At 34.3% G+C, this 24667-nt stretch carries 29 protein-coding genes; 19 read left to right on the top strand and 10 right to left on the bottom strand.

Annotated elements, in window-relative coordinates; translation table 11 throughout:
• Positions 1–21 precede the first annotated feature (21 nt).
• The 4 genes from hisH (at position 22) to hisIE (ending at position 2951) form a co-directional block, all read left to right on the top strand.
• Entirely contained in the window at positions 22–603 is a 582-nt protein-coding gene (gene hisH, locus HM983_RS08745; RefSeq protein WP_179345037.1) for an imidazole glycerol phosphate synthase subunit HisH, read from the top strand.
• A gap of 64 nt (positions 604–667) precedes the next feature.
• The gene (gene hisA / locus HM983_RS08740) at positions 668–1402 is read left to right on the top strand and encodes a 1-(5-phosphoribosyl)-5-[(5-phosphoribosylamino)methylideneamino]imidazole-4-carboxamide isomerase (protein WP_179345036.1); all 735 of its coding nucleotides are present in this window, start codon (positions 668–670) and stop codon (positions 1400–1402) included.
• Positions 1403–1502: 100 nt separating this feature from the next.
• Entirely contained in the window at positions 1503–2258 is a 756-nt protein-coding gene (gene hisF / locus HM983_RS08735; RefSeq protein ID WP_179345035.1) for an imidazole glycerol phosphate synthase subunit HisF, read from the top strand.
• A 90-nt stretch (positions 2259–2348) separates the two neighbouring features.
• Positions 2349–2951: a bifunctional phosphoribosyl-AMP cyclohydrolase/phosphoribosyl-ATP diphosphatase HisIE gene (gene hisIE, locus HM983_RS08730; protein ID WP_179345034.1), complete on the top strand. Its 603-nt coding sequence runs from the start codon at positions 2349–2351 to the stop codon at positions 2949–2951.
• A 55-nt stretch (positions 2952–3006) separates the two neighbouring features.
• Here the strand turns inward: hisIE and HM983_RS08725 are convergent, their stop codons facing one another.
• Positions 3007–3954, bottom strand: coding sequence for a DUF5694 domain-containing protein (locus HM983_RS08725; RefSeq protein ID WP_179345033.1), 948 nt, complete (start codon positions 3952–3954; stop codon positions 3007–3009).
• 95 nt (positions 3955–4049) lie between these two features.
• The gene (locus HM983_RS08720; protein WP_179345032.1) at positions 4050–4847 is read right to left on the bottom strand and encodes a LytTR family DNA-binding domain-containing protein; all 798 of its coding nucleotides are present in this window, start codon (positions 4845–4847) and stop codon (positions 4050–4052) included.
• A gap of 70 nt (positions 4848–4917) precedes the next feature.
• On the opposite strand from HM983_RS08720, the gene truA reads away from it, so the two are divergent.
• A complete protein-coding gene (gene truA, locus HM983_RS08715) occupies positions 4918–5703 on the top strand; it encodes a tRNA pseudouridine(38-40) synthase TruA (RefSeq protein WP_179345031.1) in 786 nt (261 codons plus the stop codon).
• Between the two features lie 52 nt (positions 5704–5755).
• Here the strand turns inward: truA and HM983_RS08710 are convergent, their stop codons facing one another.
• Both HM983_RS08710 and HM983_RS08705 read right to left on the bottom strand, forming a co-directional pair.
• On the bottom strand, positions 5756–6181 hold the full coding sequence (locus HM983_RS08710; protein WP_179345030.1) for a hypothetical protein: 426 nt from the start codon (positions 6179–6181) through the stop codon (positions 5756–5758).
• A gap of 127 nt (positions 6182–6308) precedes the next feature.
• Entirely contained in the window at positions 6309–6530 is a 222-nt protein-coding gene (locus HM983_RS08705) for a hypothetical protein (RefSeq protein ID WP_179345029.1), read from the bottom strand.
• Between the two features lie 233 nt (positions 6531–6763).
• Here HM983_RS08705 and HM983_RS08700 point away from each other — a divergent pair, with 233 nt between their 5' ends.
• The 6 genes from HM983_RS08700 to HM983_RS08675 all read left to right on the top strand — a co-directional run bounded on the left by HM983_RS08700 (position 6764) and on the right by HM983_RS08675 (position 10105).
• Positions 6764–7267, top strand: coding sequence for a Dps family protein (locus tag HM983_RS08700; RefSeq protein WP_179345028.1), 504 nt, complete (start codon positions 6764–6766; stop codon positions 7265–7267).
• Between the two features lie 61 nt (positions 7268–7328).
• A complete protein-coding gene (locus HM983_RS08695) occupies positions 7329–8228 on the top strand; it encodes a mechanosensitive ion channel family protein (RefSeq protein WP_179345027.1) in 900 nt (299 codons plus the stop codon).
• Positions 8229–8376: 148 nt separating this feature from the next.
• Entirely contained in the window at positions 8377–8535 is a 159-nt protein-coding gene (locus HM983_RS08690) for a DUF1328 domain-containing protein (RefSeq protein ID WP_179345026.1), read from the top strand.
• A 40-nt stretch (positions 8536–8575) separates the two neighbouring features.
• Complete coding sequence (locus tag HM983_RS08685; protein ID WP_179345025.1) at positions 8576–8746, top strand: hypothetical protein; 171 nt, start codon at positions 8576–8578, stop codon at positions 8744–8746.
• A 51-nt stretch (positions 8747–8797) separates the two neighbouring features.
• The gene (locus HM983_RS08680) at positions 8798–9349 is read left to right on the top strand and encodes a hypothetical protein (RefSeq protein WP_179345024.1); all 552 of its coding nucleotides are present in this window, start codon (positions 8798–8800) and stop codon (positions 9347–9349) included.
• Between the two features lie 78 nt (positions 9350–9427).
• Positions 9428–10105, top strand: a complete 678-nt coding sequence (locus tag HM983_RS08675) for a DUF2461 domain-containing protein (protein WP_179345023.1) — start codon at positions 9428–9430, stop codon at positions 10103–10105.
• Positions 10106–10109: 4 nt separating this feature from the next.
• Here HM983_RS08675 and HM983_RS08670 read toward each other — a convergent pair whose 3' ends face one another.
• Positions 10110–10556 carry a hypothetical protein gene (locus HM983_RS08670; protein WP_179345022.1) on the bottom strand — a complete coding sequence of 149 codons (447 nt, stop codon included), beginning with the start codon at positions 10554–10556 and terminating at the stop codon, positions 10110–10112.
• Positions 10557–10566: 10 nt separating this feature from the next.
• Entirely contained in the window at positions 10567–10983 is a 417-nt protein-coding gene (locus tag HM983_RS08665; protein ID WP_179345344.1) for a glyoxalase, read from the bottom strand.
• Positions 10984–11192: 209 nt separating this feature from the next.
• Between HM983_RS08665 and HM983_RS08660 the strand changes: the two genes are divergently transcribed.
• On the top strand, positions 11193–11576 hold the full coding sequence (locus HM983_RS08660; protein WP_179345021.1) for an acyl-CoA thioesterase: 384 nt from the start codon (positions 11193–11195) through the stop codon (positions 11574–11576).
• Between the two features lie 86 nt (positions 11577–11662).
• Here HM983_RS08660 and HM983_RS08655 read toward each other — a convergent pair whose 3' ends face one another.
• On the bottom strand, positions 11663–12904 hold the full coding sequence (locus HM983_RS08655) for a mechanosensitive ion channel family protein (protein WP_179345020.1): 1242 nt from the start codon (positions 12902–12904) through the stop codon (positions 11663–11665).
• Entirely contained in the window at positions 12904–13191 is a 288-nt protein-coding gene (locus tag HM983_RS08650) for a DUF3817 domain-containing protein (protein WP_179345019.1), read from the bottom strand. The genes HM983_RS08655 and HM983_RS08650 overlap by 1 nt, the downstream gene beginning before the upstream one ends.
• A gap of 135 nt (positions 13192–13326) precedes the next feature.
• Between HM983_RS08650 and HM983_RS08645 the strand changes: the two genes are divergently transcribed.
• From HM983_RS08645 to HM983_RS08635, 3 genes are all read left to right on the top strand, one after another.
• Positions 13327–15804: a zinc-dependent metalloprotease gene (locus tag HM983_RS08645; RefSeq protein WP_179345018.1), complete on the top strand. Its 2478-nt coding sequence runs from the start codon at positions 13327–13329 to the stop codon at positions 15802–15804.
• A gap of 265 nt (positions 15805–16069) precedes the next feature.
• Positions 16070–16525 carry a cold-shock protein gene (locus HM983_RS08640; RefSeq protein WP_179345017.1) on the top strand — a complete coding sequence of 152 codons (456 nt, stop codon included), beginning with the start codon at positions 16070–16072 and terminating at the stop codon, positions 16523–16525.
• Between the two features lie 207 nt (positions 16526–16732).
• Positions 16733–17347 (top strand): fasciclin domain-containing protein, encoded by a 615-nt coding sequence (locus HM983_RS08635; protein ID WP_179345016.1) that lies wholly within the window; start codon positions 16733–16735, stop codon positions 17345–17347.
• Positions 17348–17432: 85 nt separating this feature from the next.
• On the opposite strand, the gene HM983_RS08630 is transcribed toward HM983_RS08635, so the two are convergent.
• Positions 17433–19655, bottom strand: a complete 2223-nt coding sequence (locus HM983_RS08630; RefSeq protein WP_179345015.1) for a type IA DNA topoisomerase — start codon at positions 19653–19655, stop codon at positions 17433–17435.
• A 60-nt stretch (positions 19656–19715) separates the two neighbouring features.
• A complete protein-coding gene (locus tag HM983_RS08625; protein ID WP_246277489.1) occupies positions 19716–20645 on the bottom strand; it encodes a M23 family metallopeptidase in 930 nt (309 codons plus the stop codon).
• 188 nt (positions 20646–20833) lie between these two features.
• On the opposite strand from HM983_RS08625, the gene HM983_RS08620 reads away from it, so the two are divergent.
• The 4 genes from HM983_RS08620 to HM983_RS08605 all read left to right on the top strand — a co-directional run bounded on the left by HM983_RS08620 (position 20834) and on the right by HM983_RS08605 (position 24637).
• The gene (locus HM983_RS08620) at positions 20834–21253 is read left to right on the top strand and encodes a PepSY-like domain-containing protein (protein ID WP_179345014.1); all 420 of its coding nucleotides are present in this window, start codon (positions 20834–20836) and stop codon (positions 21251–21253) included.
• A gap of 117 nt (positions 21254–21370) precedes the next feature.
• A complete protein-coding gene (locus HM983_RS08615; RefSeq protein WP_179345013.1) occupies positions 21371–22924 on the top strand; it encodes a DEAD/DEAH box helicase in 1554 nt (517 codons plus the stop codon).
• Between the two features lie 110 nt (positions 22925–23034).
• Positions 23035–23406, top strand: a complete 372-nt coding sequence (locus tag HM983_RS08610) for a hypothetical protein (protein ID WP_179345012.1) — start codon at positions 23035–23037, stop codon at positions 23404–23406.
• Between the two features lie 139 nt (positions 23407–23545).
• A complete protein-coding gene (locus tag HM983_RS08605; protein ID WP_179345011.1) occupies positions 23546–24637 on the top strand; it encodes an alkene reductase in 1092 nt (363 codons plus the stop codon).
• The last annotated feature ends 30 nt before the right edge of the window (positions 24638–24667 follow it).

The raw sequence follows: 24667 nt of genomic DNA, 5'->3' as shown, positions 1-24667 counted from the left end.
ACATCACAAGTAAAAATAACTATGAACATAAAAATAGTCAATTACGGAGCTGGCAATATTAAAAGTATTCAATTTGCATTTCAACGTTTGGGTTACAATGCAGAACTTTCTAGTGATTCCGATAAGATAATAGCTGCTGACAAAGTGATTTTCCCTGGAGTTGGTGAGGCGAGTAGTGCCATGAAAAAGTTGAAGGAAAGTGGTTTGGACACTCTAATTCCGAACCTGAAACAGCCTGTTTTGGGCATATGCTTAGGCATGCAGTTAATGTGCAACCATTCCGAAGAAGGTAATACAAATGGTTTAGGAATTTTCAATGTAAATGTTAAGCGTTTTTCCAACAAAGTAAAAGTCCCTCAAATGGGATGGAATACAATTTCAAATTTAAAATCTGATCTATTTAAAGGAATCCAAGAAGAAGAATACATGTACCTTGTGCATAGTTATTATGCTGAAATGTGTGATGAGGCAATTGCAACTTCATTATATGAAATGAATTACGCTTCAGCCTTAGAAAAAGATAACTTTTTTGGAGTACAGTTTCACCCAGAAAAAAGCAGTAAAGCGGGAGAGCAAATTTTGAAAAATTTTTTAAAAATATAAATAAAACATTTTGCTATTAGCCATATACTTCTGGTTAACGGTAGGAAGGTAAAAGCCAAAAAGAATGAGAATTATACCAGCCATAGACATAATTGAAGGTAAATGTGTTCGCTTAACCAAAGGGGATTACGATACAAAAAAAATATATAATGAAAATCCACTTGAAGTAGCGAAGGCCTTTGAGGATGCAGGAATCGAGTATTTGCACTTGGTGGATTTAGACGGCGCAAAAGCTAAACATATCGTTAACTATAAAGTGTTGGAGCAGTTGGCATCAAAAACCGCTTTAAAAATTGATTTTGGTGGAGGGTTAAAATCCAATGAAGATTTAAATGTTGCTTTTAATTGTGGTGCACGACAAATTACAGGTGGAAGTATAGCTGTTAATGATAGAGAAACATTTGAGGGATGGTTAGATAAATACGGATCTCAGAAGATAATTTTGGGAGCTGATAGCAACGATGGTAAAATTGCAATTAATGGTTGGCAGGATAATAGCAAGGAAGAAGTAATTTCATTCATTAAGGATTATCAGAAAAAGGGAATTAAATATGTGATTTGCACCGATATTTCTAAAGATGGTATGTTAGAAGGTCCTTCAATTGAACTTTACAAAAATATCATTAAGGAATGCAGTAATAGTAGTGGAGTGCAATCAATTAAACTAATAGCTTCAGGAGGTGTTTCAGGATTGAACGATTTAGAAAATTTAAACGAAATTGGTTGCGAAGGTGTGATTATCGGTAAAGCGATTTATGAAAACCGCATTACTCTGAAAGAATTGGAAAAATTTATATAAAATGAAAATGTCATTGTGATCCAGGCAATAGAGTAAAGCAATCTGTTTTAATTAAAGAACTGACTTTTATTTCGTACTCTCAATGACTAAAATAATGCATATGCTAACAAAAAGAATTATACCATGCTTGGATATTAAAAATGGCCGCACGGTAAAGGGTGTCAATTTTGTTGACCTACGCGACGCTGGCGATCCTGTTGTATTGGCCAAGCAGTATGCAGAATTAGGTGCTGACGAATTGGTTTTTTTAGATATCGCCGCTACTTTAGAAAATCGTAAAACCATGCACAAGATGGTATTACAAGTTGCCGAACAGGTAAATATTCCGTTTACGGTTGGAGGAGGAATTTCCTCGGTTGAGGATGTCGATGCACTTTTGCATTGTGGCGCTGATAAGGTTTCGATTAACTCTTCGGCTGTAAAACGGCCAGATTTAATTAATGAACTGTCGGATAAATTTGGAAGTCAATGTATAGTCGTTGCCATTGACGCCAAACAAGTGGAAGGTGAATGGCTGGTGCATTTGGCAGGTGGAACTATTCCGACTAAAATCAACTTATTTGATTGGGCAATTGAAGTAGAGCAACGTGGTGCTGGTGAGATATTATTTACCTCTATGGATCACGATGGTACAAAAGCGGGATTTGCAAACCAGGCTTTGGCAAAATTATCTGATATTGTGAATATCCCAATTATAGCTTCAGGTGGAGCGGGAACTATCCAGCATTTCTCAGATACATTTATTGAGGGAAAGGCTGATGCGGCTTTGGCTGCAAGTGTGTTTCATTTTGGTGAAATTCCTATTGCGGAATTAAAAAAAGAATTAAAACAGCAGGAAATTCCTGTGAGAATTTGATGCCATTCTAATAAGGGTGAAACATCTTTTAATGAGATAAATAAATTAATTGGATTCCGCATTTACTTCGGAAGGACAAACAATTTTGTAATGAACATAGATTTTAATAAAAATAGCGATGGCTTAGTGCCGGCAATAATTCAAGATGCAACAACCAAAAATGTGTTAATGTTGGGCTACATGAATAAAGAAGCACTTGAAAAGACGAAAGAAACAGGCTTGGTGACTTTTTTCAGTAGAACTAAAAACAGAATCTGGACCAAAGGAGAAGAAAGCGGAAATGTTTTGAATTTGGTTGACATAAAGCTAGATTGCGATAATGATACGTTGTTAGTTCAAGTTAGCCCAAAAGGTCCGACATGTCACAAAGGTTCGGATACGTGTTGGAATGAAACTAATGATGCATCGTATGGATTTATTTCTAAATTAGAAGAAACCATTACATCGCGCATTAATTCTGCAGATACCGATAAGTCTTACGTTGCTTCTCTATTTGCAAAAGGTATCAACAAAGTTGCTCAAAAAGTAGGAGAGGAGGCTGTTGAAGTTGTTATCGAAGCAAAAGACAATAATGATGAATTGTTTTTAGAAGAAAGTGCAGATTTGTTATTTCATTACTTAATGCTATTGCAAGCTAAAGGGTTTGAGATTAAGGATGTGATTGCAGTTTTAGAACAAAGAGAGAAAAAGTAAGCTGCTACTACCTTAGATAGTAACAGCTATATTCTTGTAGAAAAAAAATGAAAGTTTATTCACTAGCAAGAACCACTTTTATGTTAGGGTAATTGTTTTTTAATTCCTGTTCTAATCCAATAACATGCGAGGCGCCAACAATTACGATATTCCTGTTGGAATCTGAAGCCATTACTTGATCACCAATATTTCTGGCCATTCTCATGTTTCTTTCATTCCAATAGCGCTCACCATCCGTACATCCTTCAGTTTTAGTCTTAACATAGGTGAAAGAACTCATTTGGTGCAAACGCATTAAAGATTTTCTTTTATTAACGTGCTTTCCCAGTCCTCTAAAAATGGAAGGTAAAATAGCAGAGTTATAATCCTCTTTGTTCATCTTATTAACTATGGCATTATTTCCATTGGCTGCACCTTCTTTTGAACATTTAGACCATGCCTCGTGGTAATCTCCATTGGTGCGCTGGTCGTCCATAGATTTTAATAGTTTAATGCCTTGTTTCAAAGCAAGCTTAAAGGTTAAGTCTCCATCTTCGTGACGTGTTGGCTTTTTTGCGCCTGTACTTCCGTGATTTTTTAAATATGTATAAAATTCATGATTAGCATTGTCTCTTTTATAAGCAAAACTATTAATCATAAAGTTTAAATCCTCTCTAGTCATTTTAGAAAAGGATTTTTCGAGAATAGAATTGAACTTATTAATATTAGGCTCAAATGTTTTTTGAATGGAATCGGACAGGTAATAAAACGCTTTATAACCTTTAGACCAGCCATCTTTTAAATATTCCCAACTCAATGTATCGTTAGCCATAGGACTTTCTACATAAATAGAAGTTGGATTATATTTTACGGCACGTCTTAACATTGGCTTATAGCTATGTTTTACAATTTTAGGAACCGTGTGCATACTTCCTACAATTAATATTTCTTTTTGCTCGTCTTGAGCGTTCAAATTGAAAATTGAAATGAATAGAACGAGAAGAAAACTGAATGAATTTTTCATGATTAAATGGTTTTTGTGATTAAACTTTCTGAAACAAATCTATTTCAGAATCTTCCATTTATTCAATAATTATAGGTGTTTGGGGCGAAATGCCCTTAGTTTGTGGCGGAATTAATCTGCGCTTTTATTGTAGCGTGATAAGTTTTGGAAACCGGGACTTTAATATTGTGATTTAAAAGAATTGTCAATTTACCGTTTTCGGTTTTCCATTGTTGAAAATGGTATGGATTTATTAAAAAAGAGCGATGTGATCGAAGCAATTCAGGAAACTCATCGTCGACGGCAGAAAGTTTATTCCGTATTAAAGTTTTTTTCATTTCATTTCCGGATAAATAATACACTTCAATATAATTATCGGATGATTTGATACTGATAACCTCATTTAAATGCACCTTCAAACCTTCATAATTACCTTCTCCTTTAATTTCAATTTTTTGATCTTCCAGTCGTTTTTCATGATATTTTCCAAATGCAAATCTCGCTACAATGACAATAGGTAATACAGTTAGCATTGCAGGTAAAATAATGGATACTACATGATAGGTTAATGTATACGCATTAGGATTCCAATCGATTATAAATTGCAAATAAAATAATCGAAGCGCAACAATCCCTATAACAACGAAAAGTATATTGAAGAGTAATTCGCTAAATACAAACCAATTGCTTTTCAATTTTTTGTATATCCAATTTTGAAATGGCAGATTAATGATATATAGTAGTGCTGCAATTAGACTGTAAGCTGGTAGATAAATGAGTTTTTCTCTAGCAGTGAATTCATTGACGTCCAACGGCTCTGAAAAATAGAGAAACACAAATACCCAAATAGCTAACAGTAAGCCAATTAAAAGGTGGTGTTTTAATAAAGGATCGAAAGGGTATTGTCGCTTCAAAAGTTCGAGTTATAAACATAAAAATACGTATTGCTTTTGGAATCTTCAATAAAATAGCGTTCTTGTTGCCATGTTTAATAAACGCTTTTATTATTTAATAAAGATTCAGTATTTGGGTTATCGTTTTCATGGTTGGCAAAAACAACCAGATGTAAAAACGGTGCATTTGATGATTGATAGAACTTTAAAATTTATTTTAAAGAACGTTAAATTTAAAACTTTAGGTGCAGGAAGGACGGATGCCATGGTTTCTGCTAACGAAGCGGCTTTAGAATTGTTTATTTACAACGAGCCTATCCAGGATTTTGATGTTTTTTTAGAGATTTTTAACCATAATCTACCGCAGGACATAAGAGCGTTGTCTATTAAAGAAGTCGAGAAGGAATTCAATATCATTCAGGATTCAAAATTAAAGGAATATCATTATGTTTTTTCAGAAGGTCAAAAAAACCATCCATTTTGTGCTCCTATTTTAACGACTATTTTAGAGCCATTGGATGTAGAGATCATGAAAAAAGGTGCAAAGTTGTTCAGAGGTACGCATAATTTTAAGACGTATTGCTATAGAGCCACAGATAGAGGTGAGTATGAGCGTACTATTGAATCTTCCGAAATTATTGAGAACACAATTTATGTAGCTAATTTTTTTCCGGAAAAATCTTATGTATTCAAAGTAGTTGGAAAAGGATTTATGAGAAATCAGATTAGATTAATGTTTGGATGTTTGATAAAATTGGGTAGAGGTGAGTTGAGCTTAGATTATATTGAACAGACATTAAGTCATGATAGTAAAGAGGTGATGGATTACATTGCTCCAGCTTCTGGATTGATATTGCATTCTGTAGAATTTGAATAAAAAAAGGCATCCGATTTGAGGGACACCTTTTTGTTATTAGAATTTATTATTTTTATTTAATCCAGCCTTTATCAATTGATTTTTTTGCGAACCAAATCAATAAGAAACAAACAATAATAACCAGAATCGGCATTATTATCGAGGTCATGTCCATTTCAACATTTACAAATAAGTAAATGTGCTGAACCACAGCACCAATGGCAGATATTACAAAAAGAATATAAGCCCATTTCTTTCTGATTAATAGTGCGATGCATCCTAAAGCTCCACAAAATACAGCCAATGCAAAAGCGGCTGTATACCATGCGGGAAATTCCATTAAAAACTCTGCTTTCTGTTCTTCAGGAAGTGCTGCAATCATTTCATCTGTTGCGAAAGCTCTACCCAAATAAGCCATAACGCCAGCACCATTCCATAATAATGCCAGAATGCTCACCAGCCAGAACCAAACTGGTGGTTTGTTCAATTGATTTTCCATAATAGATTGTTTAATTAGTTTAGTTTTTGGACATGACAAAAAATCCAATTAATCAACAATTTATGAAAAATAAATTAGAGAGGTATATTGGAAACTTCAAAAAAGATGTGGTAATCGGTTGAGGAAATTAATCTACAACGTGAAGTTTTGGCTCTTTTTCAACAAATTTGCCATTTACAGATTTGCCCAGAATAAGCACTTCTTTAGAGCGTTCATACATTTTTATGGCTCTATCCATCTGTAATTTTGAATGGCTATATAGTTTAACTCCTGATTTGGCTCCTTTATTTCTGATTTCGATATAATAACCGTCTTTGAGTTTGGTTGGTCGTGTTGCTGGTCTACCCATAAAATAAATACTGTGTTTTAAAAGTAGTGCATAATAGTGAATTTTCTTTCAACCCACAAGTTTATTTTTAACATTATTCGTAATATTTTTTAAGTGTTAAATAAGTTAACAATTGCCACAATTCTTAACACAAAATTATGTTAACAAAACCTTCATTAAGTTAAAACGTGTTAAGTCGGTTTAAAAGAGTTATTCACTAACCTATATTAAGAAAGATCAGAAAATTACAGTCAATGAATTATTTAAATATAGACGACGAAAAACTAATGCCAACGGTTATGGAACTAAATACACTTTTGGCAGATTATCATGTTTACTACCAAAACCTAAGAAACTTTCATTGGAATGTTTTAGGAGAAAACTTCTTTGATCTACATAGAAAATTCGAGGAATTATACAGTGATGCGAGAATTAAAATTGATGAAATTGCAGAACGGATTCTCACTTTGCGCTATCATCCCATGAGTAATCTGAAGGATTATCTAAAAACAACTTCAGTTAAAGAGGTGTCCTCCAAGCTATCCGATAAAGAAATGGTACTTGAGATTTTAGAAAATCATGCTATCTTGTTAAAACAAATGTCCAAAGTGATTGAAAAAGCCAATGAGGCAAATGATGAAGGAACGATAGATTTAATTGGATCTTTTATAAGAGAATTGGAAAAGAGCAGCTGGATGTTGAATGCTTTTACTAAAGACTCACGATCACAACTAAATGAAAGTATTATAGAGGCTTAATAAACTATATAGTATTTTACAGAATTAAAACTAAACAGAATTAAAACTAACTAATAAAATTATGAAAGAACAATTTAACACCGCACTGGACAACCTAATTGATAAACTCAAAGGATGGTTTAATGCTATTATAGAAAATATACCAAATCTAGTCGTAGCCATATTGGTTATGGTTATCGCTTATTATATATCGCGTTATGTAAGTAAGTTGATGTATAGAATTTTAGGCAATAAAGTAAAGCAAGAGTCTATTAAAAGTGCAATATCTAAGGTTACAGCAGTACTTGTGGTTGCGCTTGGATTATTTATTGCTCTAGGTATTCTTAACCTGGGGAAAGCATTAACGTCATTACTGGCAGGTGCTGGTGTGGTTGGTTTGGCTATTGGTTTGGCGCTTCAAGGCACATTAGCCAATACATTTGCCGGTCTTGTTCTGTCATTTAGAGAAAATATTAAAATAGGACATTGGGTAGAAACTAATGACTTTGCAGGACGAGTCACCGAAATTAACCTGAGAAATTTTGAACTTCAGGAAGCAGACAATAATATTGTTCTCATTCCTAATAAAACTATATTAGATAGTCCATTAAAAAATTACTCATTAACTGAGACAATGAGAATTACTATAGAATGTGGTGTAGGTTATGAGTCAGATTTAGAAAAAGTTGAAAAACTTACTATAGATACGATCTCAAATACGTTCAAAGGAGATGGTCCCGACAAAGATGTAGAATTTTATTTTACAGAATTTGGTGGTAGCTCTATTAACTACATTTGTAGATTTTGGATTGATGGTACCGCAAAAATAGACGTTCACAGAGCCAGGAACAAAGCGATTATGGCAATTAAAAAGGCTTATGATGCAGAAGATATTAATATCCCATTCCCAATTAGAACACTTCAGTTCGATAATAAGCTGAATATAGATAGAACCGAATCTGACAATAAGAATACTGACTAATAACTTGTTAAATTCCAACCTTAGCTCTAAACAATATGAGTCAATACAAGATGTGTTAGAGCTAAGTTTTTCATCTTAACATTCCGATATTTGAGTATAGGCTACTGATGGACAGTACACCTTATTACTAATTAAAAAATCAAAAATTATGTTACGTTGGACAATTATATTTATAGTCATTGCAATTATTGCCGGAATCTTAGGATTTGGCGGCATAGCAGGAGCTTCTGCTGGAATTGCTAAAATCTTATTCTTTGTATTCTTAGTACTTTTTATAGTATCTCTTTTGAGAGGAAGGAAAGCTTAAGTTTTTTTTTAAAAAATCGTATGAACTAAATATTTGAAAAATGAGAAAATTTGCATATTTGTTTTTACTGTTTTTCAGTTTAAGTATTCTGACTACAAGTTGTAGAGAAGAGAAATCAACTGAAGACAAAATAGAAGATGCAGTAGATGACGTTGGCGATGCAGTTGAAGATACGGCTGATGATATTAGTGACGCCGTTGATGATAATTAGCTGAGTTTATAGACTGGATCAATTAATTATTAACATTAAAATTTAGAAATTATGAAATTTAAAATATTAAGCTTAGCACTAATAGCCTTTATTGGTGTGCAAGCTCAGGACACAGTAAAAGTTGAAAAACCAAAAGATAAAATAGTAGAAACCACTACTAGAATTATCAAAGTCATGGAAGATGGCAAAATGGTAGAAAAGAAAATAATGGTGCGTACAACACAAGAACAAACCGTTGAAACCGATCCAAGTTATGCAGGCACAATTGATGCTCCGCGTGTATTCCCGGATACAAAAGTATCTAAGGTGATTTACATTGATAACGATAACGATCCGTTATATGATGAAGAATCCAATGTAAGTTTTTATAAGGAAGGTGCAGGATATAATTTTGAAAGAACTAATTCAGGTTACAAAATAATAAATGCAAAAACCAGCGACCCATACGGTTCTTTGAGATTTTCAAATAATTCTGATGTATACTTACTCACTACAGATGACTTTAATGGTATAGGGTATTTTGAAGATGGGATGTTTACAGTCGAATATTATAATAAAGACGGTATTTTAGTAGTAGAGCATTTTAGAGCAGATAAAATGTAATTGCAACAGCTTCATAGATTGTATAATAAAAAGTCATCTTTTACAGATGGCTTTTTTACTTTTATAAAAAGTATCTATATGAATCAGAGTATACAAAAAGAAACATTCAATTTTCTTAACCAGCTAAAAGAAAATAACGATAGAGACTGGTTTAACGCACATAAACCAGAGTTCAAAACAATTGAAAAAGACGTCAAAGCCGCATACAACTATTTAGGTGGGTTAATGAACAACCACGATCAAATTGAAAAGGTTAAGATATTCAGAATTTATAGAGACGTCCGTTTTTCAAAGAATAAACAACCGTATAAAACCCATTTTGGAGGATCATTCATCAGAAAAAAGCCTGAATTGAGAGGTGGCTATTATTTGCAGTTACAACCCAATAACGAATCTTTTATAGCCATTGGTTTTTGGCAGCCCAATAAGGATGATCTATTGCGCATTAGAAAAGAGTTTGAAATGGACGATAGTGAAATAAGAGAAATTCTTAATAACGAAATGTTTAAGTCTACTTGGGGAAATTTTGTTGGAGACGAACTAAAAACAGCACCCAAAGGTTTTGACAAAGAACATTCTGCTATAGACCTCATACGCAAAAAGCAATTTATTTTCACTAAAGATTACACTGATAATGAAGTATTAGAAAATGATTTTTTAATAAAAGTCAACGAAGCTTTTAAAAATGCCAGACCTTATTTGGATTATATGACAGACGTGCTCACTTCCAATCTCAATGGCGAATCGTTACTATAATTGGTTATAAAACCTCAGTAATTATATAATGCTCCCCATTAAACTCAAAACCATCCCCTTTTTTCTTTTGTTTTAAGAGTTGGCCAATTGGTGATGCTAAAGAAATAATGTAATAATCATTGCCTTCCAATTCGATCTTTCCAATACTTATGGCGATAAAAAACACTCTTGTTTCAGTTTTTACAACGCTACCCAATACTGCAGAATCTGAAAATAAATTTGGTCTAATTAATTGTAATTGTTCCCTCGTTTTTTGAGCTTCATTAAGGTAATTCATGTTTTTCTCGAGGTCGTCCAATAACTTAGAATTACCAGATTCATCTTCCTCACTGCTAACCTTGTCATTACTTTCAATCGATTCTTTTATTAGCTCAATTTCATTCTTATAGCCTCTAATGCGTTTATCTGCGTGTTGCTGACAAATTTCCAACAATTGTGATTTCAATTTCATAAAAAATCTATTATACCGCTTGTAAAACTTCAGACTGGGTAAAAAGCTGTATGCTATTAATGTATCGCTCTTTCACAATGTTCATCATACGCTTGTTAAGTGCAGAAGAATTTTGAATATAGATGGCGTATTCTTCAACCGTAAACTGACCAATAACCATTCCCTTGACCGAATTTCTGAATTTCATGTCTTTATGGATGGCATTATCAATATAGTCCAGTTGTTTCTGTAATGACAATTCCGAAAACACATTTTTGTGTTTCGCAATATAGTTATTGAATACAGCAATAAGTAAATCATGCTGCATCTTAACAATTGGTCTAAGCGTTTTATTCTGAAACCTTTCATCAGCACTCATCGTGTCGTAAATTTTAGCGGAAGAAATTGTAGGTCTATTAGCGAGTAAATTCTCAGTTCGTGTAGTCATCATTGAGGATTAAGAATTGATATTGGAATTAAATGTAAACATAATGCAACCCAATGAAAAGCCATCCGCAATATGTTGTTAACGCTGTTATTAACAAAAAGTATGACGAAAGTGTGCGTCTCACAATTATTGGTAGTAAAACATTATATTATCTTTGAACAAAACTGAAACTAAACAAATTCTTAAAGCCAACATTAAAACCTAAGAGAATGAGATTCCACACTAGAAAATGGGTAAAACCAGAAGATTTAAATCCCAACGGTACATTATTTGGCGGTCAGTTATTGGCTTGGATAGATGAAGAAGCGGCTTTGTATACCATTATTCAACTTGAAAATTCTAAAATTGTAACTAAGTACATGTCCGAGATCAATTTTATGGCATCTGCCAAGCAAGGTGATATTGTTGAAATTGGTATTGAGGTGACCAAATTTGGAAAATCCTCCATCACTATGAAATGTGAAGTCCGGAATAAAATGACGAGAGAAACCATTTTAACGGTAGATAATATAATCATGGTCAATTTAGGCCAAGATGGTAAACCAACACCTCATGGAAAAACGGTGGTTGAGTTCGTTAAGGATAGACTGTAGTAATATATATTATAGCTTAGCTTGAAACGCCGATCATTAATTAAGCACTCGATTGTGGTCCTAATTATTAAAAATTAAAAGCACAGTTAAGATTGTTTTTGTCCCAAGGCTAGCTCATAAATTTCTAAGTCAAAATACGAAACTGCAGCTAAAACGTGGTCAAAAATATCACCGATTACATATTCATAGTTTTCCCAACGTTGATCTTTACTAAACGCATAAATCTCCATAGGTATACCTTGTGGTGTAGGCTCTAATTGACGTACCATCAACAACATGTCTTTATTAATGGCAGAATGATGCTCAATATAAGTTTGCAAATATTTTCGAAACACACCAAAATTGGTCATGTTTATACCATTGATCAAAACAGATTTGTCGGCACCATGTTCTTTGTTATAAGTATCTATTTTCTCTGTAGTATTGGTTAGGTAATCAGAAATCAACTGTATCTTTTTAAGTTGTTCTATATCGTCTTGGGTTAAAAAACGTATGGTCGAAACCTTTACAATAACGGATCTCTTAATACGTCTTCCTCCAGAGGCCAACATGCCACGCCAATTTTTAAATGAATCGGAAATGAGCGCATAAGTTGGAATTGTGGTAATCGTCATGTCAAAGTTTTGTACCTTAACTGTGGCCAAATTAATTTCAACAACGTCACCATCTGCACCATATTTTTCGAATGTAATCCAGTCACCAATGCGAACCATATCATTAATGGATACCTGTATACTAGCTACAAAACCCAAAATGGTATCCTTAAAAATTAAAATGATGATAGCCGAAGCAGCACCCAATGTTGTTGCAAACTTAAAAAAGGATATCCCGGTAAAAATTGCGACTCCTGCAAAAGCGCCAATAAGCCATGCAAAAATCATAAATACCTGGATGTAACTGTCTATAGGCTTGTCTCTGTATTGCGGTAACGTTTTTAAATAATCTTTTATAGATTTGAGCATACTGCGAATAATGCTCAATGTGAGAATGATACCAATTACCTTAAGTGTCTTTTCTATAATATTTTCAACATATGCAAAATCAGAAAATACCTGTGGGACAAACTCGATTAAAATGATAAGAGGAATTATATGTGCAATATTTCTAGGTAGTTTGTTGTCTAGTAAAATATCATCAAAATTGGTTTTGGTACGTTTTGCAACACCAGCAGAAAAACGCCAAAGAATACGCTTTGTTACGTAATCAATCGAAAAAGCGAATAATAATAATGCAAATAATAAAATAAGCATATTTAGATACTCTGCCGTAGATTGGGATATGCCTTTTTCGACTAAGTAATCGTATATAAAATGTTTAATGTCAATCATTAATTTTTCCTTAGGTATTTTTTGTCTACATAGAACGTTCCAAACGGAATTATGGATGCCACAATGACAATAAACAGTGTTCTATTGTTCCATTTTAATTCTGGACTTAACAGTACTGCAAAGAGAATATAGGCAATAAATAAAATACCATGAGGCATACCTAATATTTTAACGTATTGAGGGTCGTTCAAAAAATACTTTACAGGTGTTGCAATTAACAATAACAATATATATGAAACACCTTCCAATAGTGCAATAATTCTAAATAATGGTAAAAATTTTAACATCTCTTAAATTTTGTGCAAAAGTACACTTCGTATCAGTAATAACATGATATTTTAACAGCTTTTAAGAAATTATTCAAAACTCAAATTGTATTAATTATCTTTAGCGGAACTTTCAATTAAAACCAAAAATTTCACATGAAAAAATTATTTACTCTAGCACTCTGCTCGCTCGTAGTAGTTTCCTGTGCATCAATCGATGCACAATCCAAGAAGAAAGATAACAAAGATGCAACCGCACAACAGTCTAATTCAGCTTCTTCTAAGAAAAATCAAGGTAAAATTAAAGATTACGATAAAGTTATTACAAAAGAGGCTATTACAGACGAAGGTCTTTTTGATGTACACACAATTGGCGACAAATATTATTTTGAAATCCCAATGGAGCATCTCAATACAGATATGCTTTTGGTAAGTCGTTTTGCCAAATTACCATCAAATTTGGGTGGTGGCTATGTTAATGCTGGTACAAAAACCAACACTAGGATGATTAATTGGGAACGTTTTAAAGATAAAATCCTGATTAAGGAAAAAACATCAAGTGCCGTAGCTGCAGATAGTTTACCGATTAATGTTTCAGTAAAGGCCAATAATTATGAACCGACACTTTTTGCTTTTGATATCGAAGCTTTTTCAAAGGATTCGTCGGCTGTGGTTATCGATGTGTCTAAATTTTATGGTTCTGACGTTAAAGCCATAAGTGGTTTGGGATCTAGATTACGTCAAGCTTATAAAGTAAGAAATTTAGATAACGATAGAAGTTTTATAAACTCGGTAAAAAGTTTCCCGGAAAATATTGAAGTGGTTCAGGATTTTACATACAATGCTACAAATCCACCAGTTGACACTGGAGATGAAACCATTAGCGTGCAAATGAATCAATCCATGATTTTATTGCCTAAGGAACCAATGCAACCACGTTTATTCGATGAAAGAGTTGGTTGGTTCACTTTAAGTAAAATTGATTATGGAAGTAATGAATTAAAATCTGATGAAAAAACTTATTTAAGACGTTGGAAGTTAGTTCCAAAAGACATCGAAGCTTATAAAAGAGGTGAGCTCGTTGAGCCTGTAAAACCTATCGTTTACTATTTAGATCCAGCAACACCTCAAAAGTTTAGATCATATATGAAAGAAGGTATTGAGCTGTGGCAAAAAGCGTTTGAAGCGGCTGGTTTTAAAAATGCGATTATTGCCAAAGATCCACCAACAAAAGAAGAGGATCCAGAATTCAGTCCTGAGGATATTAGATATTCTGTAGTGCGCTATGTAGCAAGTACTACCAGAAATGCTACAGGTCCAAGTGTATCAGACCCACGAAGTGGAGAAATTATTGAAAGTGATATCATTTGGTACCATAATCACTTACGCTCTTACCGAAATAGATATTTGTTAGAGACAGGTGCTGCGAATCCTTTAGCAAGAACCTTGAATACACCAGAGGCCGAAATAGGTGAAATGATGAAAATGGTTATCGCACATGAGGTTGGTCATACTTTGGGTCTACCACATAACATGAGCGCAAGTTATGCTTACGATGTAGAAAATTACAGAGATGGTGCATTTACGCAGAAAAACGGAATTGCAGCGACAATTATGGACTATGCTAGGTACAACTACATTGCACAACCAGGTGATACCAATATTCGTTTTGTAAGACAATTAGGGCCGTATGATGATTATGCAATTAATTACGGTTACAGATATATTCCAGGAGTAGATTCTCCAGAACAGGAGAAAGAAATTCTTAACAACTGGATTATGGAAAAAGCTGGTGACCCTATTTACAAATTCGGTAAACAAAGTAGTCGTTTTGATCCAACAGCGCAAACGGAGGATATTGGAAACAACAGTATCAAAGCAAGTACTTACGGACTTAAAAATCTAAAAATAGTTGCTGAGAATTTACCAAGCTGGACAAGCGACCAAACCGATAATTATGAAGATTTAGAAGAATTATATGGCGAAATGCTTGGTGTTTGGAGTCGTTATGTTGGCCATGTGACTACACATGTTGGTGGAGTAGTGGAAGATAGTAAAAATCCATCCCAGGAAGGGACAGTTTACAATCCGGTTGCGGCAGAGTATCAAAAAGATGCGATGCAATGGTTGCACAAAAATGCATTTGAAACACCAGAGTGGTTGCTTGATGAAGAAATTCTGAAAAACATCAACTATGCTGGCTATACGGATAGAATAAGAGGTTTACAGTCAAGACATCTTAATAGCCTTTTAGATTTTGAACTTTTGGGACGATTGATAGACCACCAAGCTATGGATCCTCAAAACTATTCAGCATTGGAAATGTTGAAAAATTTACGTTCAGGCATATGGAAAGAAGCCAGGAACCGTACTAACGTTTCTGTTTTTAGACGAAACCTTCAACGTGCCTATTTAGATCGTATGGCTTATTTAATGACAGAAGATTTAAATCCACAACGTACAAGACAATATTTCAACGTTAACCAATCTGATGTGAGATCATTAGTAAGAGGTGAGTTAAATGAGCTTAAGAGCACGTTAAGTAGTGCCGCAAGGTCTAATGTCAATACAGAGACAAAATACCATTACAGAGATGCAATTGAGCGTATTGAGCAGCTATTGGATCCAAAATAGGATTTATCATAAAATTCTTTAAGTTAAAAAGGTCTTTCAATTTGTTTTGAGAGGCCTTTTTCTATTTATACTTAAGCAAAATTCATAATATGGTATAGAAATTGTATCTTTGCATTACGTTTATTGAAGATACACCACACTAGTAACCTTATTCTTAAGTTATTTTCAGGTTTTTTAATATGGTGCACTTGTTACTTAAAGCAACATCTTTCCCGCACTGTAGTATACTCATAAACCACCTTATTATTAATATTTAAAACATCGAATGGGTAAATCGCAACAGACTTTTAGTAAAAGTGAAAAAGAAAAAAAGAGATTAAAAAAGAGAGAAGACAAGCGCAAGAAAATGGAAGCGCGTAAACTCGAAAAAGAAGAAAATGGCTCAGATGGCATTCCGATTGCCTATGTTGATCACAACGGTAATTTAACGGATACTCCACCAGATCCTTCTATGAAGGTAAAGGTAAAGGCCAAAAATATTGTGCTTGGTGTGCCACCAAAAGAAGAAAGTGACGAAGAATTTGATCCTGTCCGAAATGGAAAGGTATCTTTCTACGATAGTTCAAAAGGTTTTGGTTTTATTATTGATACAGAAACTAACGAAAAGCATTTTACGCACGTTAGTGGTATTATAGATGAAATTATGGAGAATGATAAAGTGACTTTCGAACTCGAAAAAGGGCAGCGTGGTATGAATGCCGTAAAAGTAAAGCGCGCTTAATTTTAGTCTTATATAACTTACAAACCACTATTTTATAAAAAATGGTGGTTTTTTTGTGCCTATTTCGTTCATAAATGTCAAGACATCGATGAAATCAAAATCATAAAGTTATCACAAAGGACGTCGATCATAAAACCGCACCTTGGGTCTACACGTAAATATGGTATAGAACACATTAACTAATTTTAATCCAAAAACAAATTAACTATGAAAACTAAAAATTTATTAACAGGCTTAATTCTATCATTTGCAATGCTTTTTAGTGCGACGGCTATGGCCCAAGAAACAGAAATGAAAGATAAAATGAAGAAGAAAGACAAAATGAGCAAAATGCAAGACACTAAAATGGTTGGTGGTGCAGAAATGTATCCTTCAAAGGATATAGTGTCTAATGCGGTAAATTCTAATGATCATACAACTTTGGTTGCTGCTGTTAAAGCTGCAGATCTTGTAGAGACGCTACAGGGTGACGGTCCTTTTACTGTATTTGCACCAACAAATGCTGCTTTTGATAAACTCCCAGAAGGAACTGTGTCTTCTTTATTGAAGCCAGAAAATAAAAATCAATTACAATCTGTATTGACTTATCACGTTATTGCGGGAAAATTCAGTGCAACTGATGTTGTTAATGCGATTAAAAAAGGAAACGGTAAAGCTTCTTTTAAGACAGTTAACGGAGACCAATTACATGCAGTGCTAGATGGTAAGTCTGTTGTTTTAATGGACGGTAAAGGAAATAAATCGACCGTAACAATTGCAGATGTCAATCAGTCTAATGGTGTTATCCATGTGGTTGATACTGTTGTATTGCCAGGTATGTAATTCATAACCAGATATAGAAATTTATAAAGCACAAGATCATTCTTGTGCTTTTTCTTTTAATGACTTTATAAAATATATCTTCAAATTAGAAGCGCTTTCTAAAATCACACCCAGATTTATAATTACTGCATCCAAAAGCAGTTTTACCTTTTAATATACTTCCGGTTTTACATTTCGGACAAGGAGCACCTACTTTGAGATTTTGCTTTTTGTCTTGTTTTGGTTCTAATTTTATTTTGAAATTTTCATCAAAACGTAAAAGTCCTTCAACTGTATTTTCGTTTACTTTAAAGCCTTTTAGATTAACTGTGGAGCCTTTGGATAACAATCTCAAATATTGATTTTCTGAAATACTTTTATCAGCAAATTTAAATGGCAAGGTAAAATCGCAGGTTTTGCCATATAAATTACAGCCGTAGGCTGATTTTCCTTTTATCAATTCTCCAGACTTACACTTAGGGCAAGAGCTCCCAACAAGTTGTTTTAAATTTGATTTCTTCTTCTTTTTTGACGATTGAGCAGGTTTGTTATTAACGGCCGAAATCCGAGTTTCAACTTTTTCACTACGCACTTCGTAAACTAAAGCGTCAACCATGCGTTTCATACCTTTAATAAAAGCTGCAGCGCTGATATCGCCTTTTTCGATATCTTTTAGTTGCTTTTCCCAAGTACCTGTTAGTTCGGCGGATTTCAATAATTCATTTTGAATTGTGTCTATTAACTGAATTCCGGTAATAGTTGGAATAATTTGTTTTTTGTTCCGCTTAATATATTTCCGTCTAAACAGTGTTTCTATAATATTTGCACGAGTAGATGGTCTGCCAATACCGTTTTCTTTCATTAGGTCGCGCAATTCATCATCTTCAACTTGTTTTCCGGCAGTTTCCATGGCACGTAGGAGGGAAGCTTCCGTAAATTGATTGGGCGGTTTGGTCTGTTTTTCTAAAAATGAAGGTTGGTGTGGTCCTTTTTCACCTTTAGTAAATGTTGGGAGCATTTTATCTTTTTGGTTGTCGAGCTCAGTCGAAGTATCGAATACCACTCGCCATCCTTTGGATAAAATCTCTTTTCCGGTGGTCTTAAAATTGACTTCGGCAGCTTTACCAATCACAGTTGTATTAGATACTTTACAATCGTCATAAAAAACTGCGATAAACCTTTTAACTATGATATCGTAAACCTGCTGTTCGTTGTACTGTAAATTAGTTTGGATTCCTGTGGGAATAATGGCGTGGTGATCCGTAACTTTTTTATCATTAAATACCTTTGAAGACTTCTTAATCTTTTTATCTAATAAAGGTGCTGTAAGGTTTTTATAATCAGTAAGTTGTTGTAAAATTCGCTTTACTTTAGGGTATACGTCATTGGGTAAAAACGTGGTGTCCACCCTTGGATAGGTTACAGCTTTTTTCTCATAGAGTTTCTGCGCTATTTTGAGCGTGTCATCAGCAGAAAATCCAAATTTCTTATTGCAATAGACTTGTAATCCTGTTAAGTCAAAAAGTTTTGGTGCATACTCAGTACCTTTCTTTTTCGTCACAGACACAATTTCAAAATCATCATCCTTTACTTTGTTAGCCAAAACTTCTCCATCTTCCATCTTGTAAAATCGCCCTTCCTCATAACTAAACAACGTGTCTCTATACATGGTCTGAAGTTCCCAATAGGGCTGCGGTTTAAAATTTTCAATGTCTTTAAACCGGTTAACCAGCATTGCCAATGTAGGAGTTTGCACTCGCCCGACTGATAACACTTGCTTGTAACCGCCATGTTTTACAGTATATAGTCGTGTTGCGTTGATGCCCAAAAGCCAATCTCCAATAGATCTTGAAAAACCTGCATAAAAAAGATTGTCGTAATTTTTAGAAGGTTTAAGATTATTGAAACCTTCTTTTATGGCTTCTGTGGTTAAAGACGAAATCCATAAACGCTGAACTTCACCTTTGTAATTGGCTTTATTGATGACCCAACGTTGAATTAATTCACCTTCTTGACCAGCATCACCACAATTTATAACCACTTCAGCCTTATCGAACAATGACTTAACAATCTTAAACTGTTTTTTAATACCATCATTATCAGATACCTTAACCTTAAATTTTTCGGGCAACATGGGTAGATTATTCAAATCCCAACTTTTCCAGTATGGTTTATAATCTGCAGGTTCGTATAAGGTACAGAGATGACCAAAAGTGTAGGTAACCGCATAACCATTACCTTCAAAATACCCATCGCGTTTTGTGGAAGCACCCAAAACAGACGCAATTTCTCTAGCTACACTTGGTTTTTCGGCAATACAGACTTTCAAAATATAATCATCTTTCAGCTGGCAAATTACAGAAATTTATAGCTTAAAAGCTAAAAAAAGTTACAGTTCTAATACTAATTGTTGACCAATTTTCAAGGTAGCGTTTCTATCTATGGCATTAGCAGAGCAAATGGCCTCAATAGGTATGCGGTTACGTTTAGAAATACGTGATAGGGTATCTCCAGGCTTAACAATATAGATTTGCTGTAAGTCTGCCAAACTCGCCAAAGCGTCTTCTTCGGATTGCAGTAAGTTCAAATCGCTTAATTGTTTAGAATTGTGATAATTGGCGCGTGTCCACTTTTTGGTGAGCCAAACATTTTGTCCTCGAATGGTATTGTTTTCAGAAAAATCAAAAATATATTCGGGATGAATGTATTCACCTTTGTAGCTTACGACCAAATGCAAATGGCTTCCTCTGGCATTGCCAGTCGCACCTCCATAACCCAATAATTGCCCTTTCTTGATGGTGTCATTTTCTTTGACCGCATATTTTGAAAGATGTGCATAAGCAGTTTCCAAACTGTTATAATGTCTCACAATAACAGTATTGCCATGTCCAGAACTGTAACGTGCAAACCTTACAATACCATCGAGCATACTCACCACGCTATCGCCCGTGACTAGGTCTATATCTATACCTTGGTGCGCTTTGCCTTTGCGCCATCCATAACGGGACGTTATAACTTTTTTCCTTGGTATAGGAGAGGAATAGAGACTATCGTAGAATTTGAGTTGTATCGGAAATTCTACCTTAGATCCTCGGTATGGATTAAATTGTGTGTGGTCCCAATATTCTGATTTAATATCGGTAATTTCTATCGGTTTGTTTTTTGCGACAAGTGGAATTTCGACTTCCTTTACCATGATGTTTTTGTGTAAAGTATGAGGGTTTTTAATTTTAATTACTTTAATTTCAGTATCGACTTGAGCAAATGCGATTGTGCCAGAACACATAAAAATTAAAAAGAATAAAAGGTGCTTCATCATGGGCTTTTCAAAAAATTTAACTTGTTAGTAACGTAATTGTGATCCTCCATATTGTATCGTAAATCAAATTCAAATACGTTGAGATAAAGTTTTTGGATCATGTGTTGAATGCACTATTTTTACTAGCATATCAGCACAATAGATCACATGAGTCAAGCTATATTTGATGTATCATCTAAAAAAGAATTATGAAATATATCAGCATTATTATAATATTTGTTTTATTCGGTTGTAATACCGCAGTCAAAGGACAAGCACCTGATGCCGTAAAAAAAACATTTCAAGCTAAATATCCAGGTGAGAATGATCCGGATTGGCATAAAGACGATAATGGATTTTATGAAGCGAATTTTAAAATAGACGGGATTAAATACAGAGCAGATTTTAACGCAGATGGAACATGGGTAGAGACAGAGACGAGTATAGATAAGAAGGACCTTCCGAAGGCGATTAGACAAGCCATCAAAGATAATTATGGCAGTGAAGACATTACAGAAATTGAAAAGGTTGATAGTGCGGCTAAAGGATTGTTCTATGATGTGGAGTTTAAACAAAAAGGGAAAAATATGGATGTTGAATTTAGAGCAGATGGTACTGTAATTAATTAGCATCTATTAATCATAAGCTAGAAGCATCGATAATTACCGATGCTTTTTTTATGCCTTAAAGTGTTGTAAATTTGCAACTTCATTACAAATGTTATAAAACTACAGGAACTTTATTTTATGTCCGAAACAAATCAAGCAATTCAAGAGAAAAAAACCGATAAAGAATTATATACGTACCAACAAGGTGCCATTCAGCAAATCTTTGAAAAATTTGATAATGCACCAGATGATCATCATCTGCTATATCAACTACCAACTGGTGGAGGTAAAACGGTCATTTTTTCTGAAATGGTACGCCAATACCTTAAAAACCATGACAAGAAAGTTCTGATTATGACTCATAGAATTGAGCTTTGTAATCAAACTTCAAAAATGTTGACAAGCTTTGGAGTCACCAATAAGGTCGTAAACAGTAAAGCTAATTTGGACGACCAAGCGGATTATTCCTGTTTTGTGGCAATGGTTGAAACCTTGAACAATAGATTAAATGACGATAAATTAGATATTTCTGATGTTGGTTTGGTAATCATTGATGAAGCGCATTATAATTCATTCACCAAACTATTCAAATTTTTTGAAAATTCCTTTATTCTGGGCGTAACAGCTACACCTCTAAGTTCTAATAAGGACTTACCGATGAAGGACAATTACGATGAGCTGATCGCGGGAGAATCCATCGAAGCACTGATTGAAAACGAATTTTTGGCTCGTGCCGAAACTTACGCTTACGATATGGCTTTAACTTCACTTGAAGTTGGATCTAACGGTGATTATACGGTAAAATCTTCTGAGGATTTGTATTCCAGTCCTGCGATGCTTCAAAAATTATTAGATGCTTATAAAAAGCATTCCGACGGTAAGAAAACCTTAATATTCAACAATGGGATCAATACATCCATAAACGTGTATTACACCTTTCGTGAAGCGGGTTTACCCATTATGCACTTGGATAATACAGCAACCAAAAAACAACGTAAGCAAATTTTAAAATGGTTTCATGATACACCAAATGCCATCTTAACTTCGGTGAGTATTTTAACTACTGGTTTTGATGAGCCAACCATTGATACCATTATTCTCAATAGAGCTACAAAGTCATTAACCCTTTATTATCAGATGATTGGACGTGGTTCTCGTATTCTCAACAACAAATCTAAATTTACGGTAATCGATTTAGGAAACAACCTATACCGTTTTGGTCCTTGGGGAGCAGATTTAGACTGGCAGTTGATTTTTAAATCTCCTAATTGGTTTTCAGACCGAATTAAAAGTGATGAAGCTATTGAAGGCGAGTTTAAACACGACTTATCCGACGAAATTAAAGATGAGTTTTCAAAATCCGAAGACACATATTTTGATATCAAGCAGACCTATAAAGATGCCGTTACTAACGGAGAATCCTCAAAAGTGGTTTTGGAGCGCTCAATTGAACAACATGCTAAAATCTGTATAGAAAATAGCGAAGATGTTTATGATGCCCTTGGTTTGGCTAAATTGCTAAAAGATGATATTAATCAGCGCATAGAAATTTATGCAAAATGCATCAGTAGGAGTACAGGCAACTTTTTAAAATGGCTAAAGGACGATTACAGACAAAAGCTCAACTCTTATTTGCGAGCTAATTTCGATGAGAAGTTTGAAGAAATCCATGGGTACCCACCAGAAGATTAATTTGTGGACAAATGCCATTGTATATCATCTGCATTAACATTAATACATTTTACGTCAAACAAAAGGTGATATAAGTTGTAATTTGAATTTTACCAGAAAAAATTCGAATTATGAAAACAATAATATATACACTGATATTTGCATTTACACTGCAGTTATCTGCCCAAGATCCAATTTTACAGACAGACGATGAATCGATAGAGGAGAGGGCTGCCAAAATTACGGATAAGTACGATGAGCAAATTGAGCTGGATGCCAAACAAAATATTCTCTTTAAAAAAAAGGTTGAACAATTTTTGCAGCGTGAAGAGAAAATAAGAGCTAATTATAAAGGAAAAGCAATGCTCAATGAAATTAAAAAGTTGAGAATTGCCGAAACCATGGAAATGAGAAATGTATTGACGCGACCACAATTAGAATTGTACAAAAAACTGAAACCCAAGATTCAACCGTTGGGCTATGTTGATGAAAAAGAAGAATAATTAAAATTTACAAGCAATAAAAACGATAGATATTTCTATCGTTTTTTTATTACGTCAAAACTTAGCTGAAAACCATTAAAGAGTTAATGCAGGTCGAGTTACTTTTAAAAGAATTAAAAAAATAAAAACACTACAATATATGAGCATATTTTCAACAGATAAAGCATTATTTGAGCCTTTTGAACTTGGCGATCTAAAATTAAACAGCAGAATTGTTATGGCACCTATGACGCGTTCTCGCGCTATTAACAATGTACCAAACGATCTAATGGCAGAGTATTACACGCAACGTTCTAGTGCAGGTCTAATTATTTCGGAAGGTACGTCACCATCTGTAAATGGTATTGGCTACCCGAGAATTCCAGGAGCTTATACACCAGAACAAATTGAAGGGTGGAAAACCATTACAAACAAAATTCACAGTAATGGAGGAAAATTCTTTTTGCAGCTTATGCATTGTGGTCGTATATGTGCTGCCGAAAATGTACCTGAAGGAGGAGAGGTTATTGCACCAAGTGCTGTACATGCAGATGGTTTAATGTTTACCGACGAAAAAGGAGAAGTACCACATGTCACACCAAGAGCCATGACGTTGGCCGATATTAAATCTGCACAGCAAGAATATGCCGATAGCGCTCAGCATTTGGTAGAAAGAGCAGGTGTCGATGGGATAGAACTGCACTCTGCGAATGGTTACTTATTGGATCAATTTCTAAATCCAAAATCAAATTTAAGAACAGATGAGTATGGAGGAGATTTTAAGAACAGAGCACGATTTGTTATTGAAACCGCCAAAAAAGTGGCTCATGTTATTGGAGAAAATAAAGTAGGCATCAGAATTTCACCATACGGAGCCATGAACGATGTAGCACACGATTATGATGATATCGTAGAACTATATTCCTATTTGGCTCAAGAGTTAAGAAAAATTGGCATTCTGTACATTCATATTGTAGACCACACAGGTTCCATGGGTGCGCCTGATTTTAAAACCGATATAAAACAAACTATAAAATTGAATTTCGGCGGACCAATAATCACTGGAGGCGACGTGAATTCCAAAGAAGATGCAGAACAGATTTTAAAGGATGGTTATGACTTGGTATATATTGGCAGACCGTTTATTAGCAATCCAGATTTAGTGGAGAAACTTAAAGATGGTGACGATTTGAGAGACCCAAACCCAGAATTGTTCTATTCTGCAGAAAAAGAAGGCTATACAGATTACTAATCAACAACAATAAATAATAATATAAAAACT

Source organism: Winogradskyella ursingii, assembly GCF_013403975.1.
Taxonomy (GTDB): Bacteria; Bacteroidota; Bacteroidia; order Flavobacteriales; family Flavobacteriaceae; genus Winogradskyella; species Winogradskyella ursingii.
This window is presented reverse-complemented; position numbering and strand designations above follow the sequence as displayed.

Coding starts and splice junctions, on each gene's coding strand:
- hisH (WP_179345037.1), top strand. CDS start 22: ATGAACATAAAAATAGTCAATTACGGAGCTGGCAATATTAAAAGTATT.
- hisA (WP_179345036.1), top strand. CDS start 668: ATGAGAATTATACCAGCCATAGACATAATTGAAGGTAAATGTGTTCGC.
- hisF (WP_179345035.1), top strand. CDS start 1,503: ATGCTAACAAAAAGAATTATACCATGCTTGGATATTAAAAATGGCCGC.
- hisIE (WP_179345034.1), top strand. CDS start 2,349: ATGAACATAGATTTTAATAAAAATAGCGATGGCTTAGTGCCGGCAATA.
- HM983_RS08725 (WP_179345033.1), bottom strand. CDS start 3,954: ATGAAAAATTCATTCAGTTTTCTTCTCGTTCTATTCATTTCAATTTTC.
- truA (WP_179345031.1), top strand. CDS start 4,918: ATGTTTAATAAACGCTTTTATTATTTAATAAAGATTCAGTATTTGGGT.
- HM983_RS08710 (WP_179345030.1), bottom strand. CDS start 6,181: ATGGAAAATCAATTGAACAAACCACCAGTTTGGTTCTGGCTGGTGAGC.
- HM983_RS08705 (WP_179345029.1), bottom strand. CDS start 6,530: ATGGGTAGACCAGCAACACGACCAACCAAACTCAAAGACGGTTATTAT.
- HM983_RS08700 (WP_179345028.1), top strand. CDS start 6,764: ATGAATTATTTAAATATAGACGACGAAAAACTAATGCCAACGGTTATG.
- HM983_RS08695 (WP_179345027.1), top strand. CDS start 7,329: ATGAAAGAACAATTTAACACCGCACTGGACAACCTAATTGATAAACTC.
- HM983_RS08690 (WP_179345026.1), top strand. CDS start 8,377: ATGTTACGTTGGACAATTATATTTATAGTCATTGCAATTATTGCCGGA.
- HM983_RS08685 (WP_179345025.1), top strand. CDS start 8,576: ATGAGAAAATTTGCATATTTGTTTTTACTGTTTTTCAGTTTAAGTATT.
- HM983_RS08680 (WP_179345024.1), top strand. CDS start 8,798: ATGAAATTTAAAATATTAAGCTTAGCACTAATAGCCTTTATTGGTGTG.
- HM983_RS08675 (WP_179345023.1), top strand. CDS start 9,428: ATGAATCAGAGTATACAAAAAGAAACATTCAATTTTCTTAACCAGCTA.
- HM983_RS08670 (WP_179345022.1), bottom strand. CDS start 10,556: ATGAAATTGAAATCACAATTGTTGGAAATTTGTCAGCAACACGCAGAT.
- HM983_RS08665 (WP_179345344.1), bottom strand. CDS start 10,983: ATGACTACACGAACTGAGAATTTACTCGCTAATAGACCTACAATTTCT.
- HM983_RS08660 (WP_179345021.1), top strand. CDS start 11,193: ATGAGATTCCACACTAGAAAATGGGTAAAACCAGAAGATTTAAATCCC.
- HM983_RS08655 (WP_179345020.1), bottom strand. CDS start 12,904: ATGATTGACATTAAACATTTTATATACGATTACTTAGTCGAAAAAGGC.
- HM983_RS08650 (WP_179345019.1), bottom strand. CDS start 13,191: ATGTTAAAATTTTTACCATTATTTAGAATTATTGCACTATTGGAAGGT.
- HM983_RS08645 (WP_179345018.1), top strand. CDS start 13,327: ATGAAAAAATTATTTACTCTAGCACTCTGCTCGCTCGTAGTAGTTTCC.
- HM983_RS08640 (WP_179345017.1), top strand. CDS start 16,070: ATGGGTAAATCGCAACAGACTTTTAGTAAAAGTGAAAAAGAAAAAAAG.
- HM983_RS08635 (WP_179345016.1), top strand. CDS start 16,733: ATGAAAACTAAAAATTTATTAACAGGCTTAATTCTATCATTTGCAATG.
- HM983_RS08625 (WP_246277489.1), bottom strand. CDS start 20,645: ATGATGAAGCACCTTTTATTCTTTTTAATTTTTATGTGTTCTGGCACA.
- HM983_RS08620 (WP_179345014.1), top strand. CDS start 20,834: ATGAAATATATCAGCATTATTATAATATTTGTTTTATTCGGTTGTAAT.
- HM983_RS08615 (WP_179345013.1), top strand. CDS start 21,371: ATGTCCGAAACAAATCAAGCAATTCAAGAGAAAAAAACCGATAAAGAA.
- HM983_RS08610 (WP_179345012.1), top strand. CDS start 23,035: ATGAAAACAATAATATATACACTGATATTTGCATTTACACTGCAGTTA.
- HM983_RS08605 (WP_179345011.1), top strand. CDS start 23,546: ATGAGCATATTTTCAACAGATAAAGCATTATTTGAGCCTTTTGAACTT.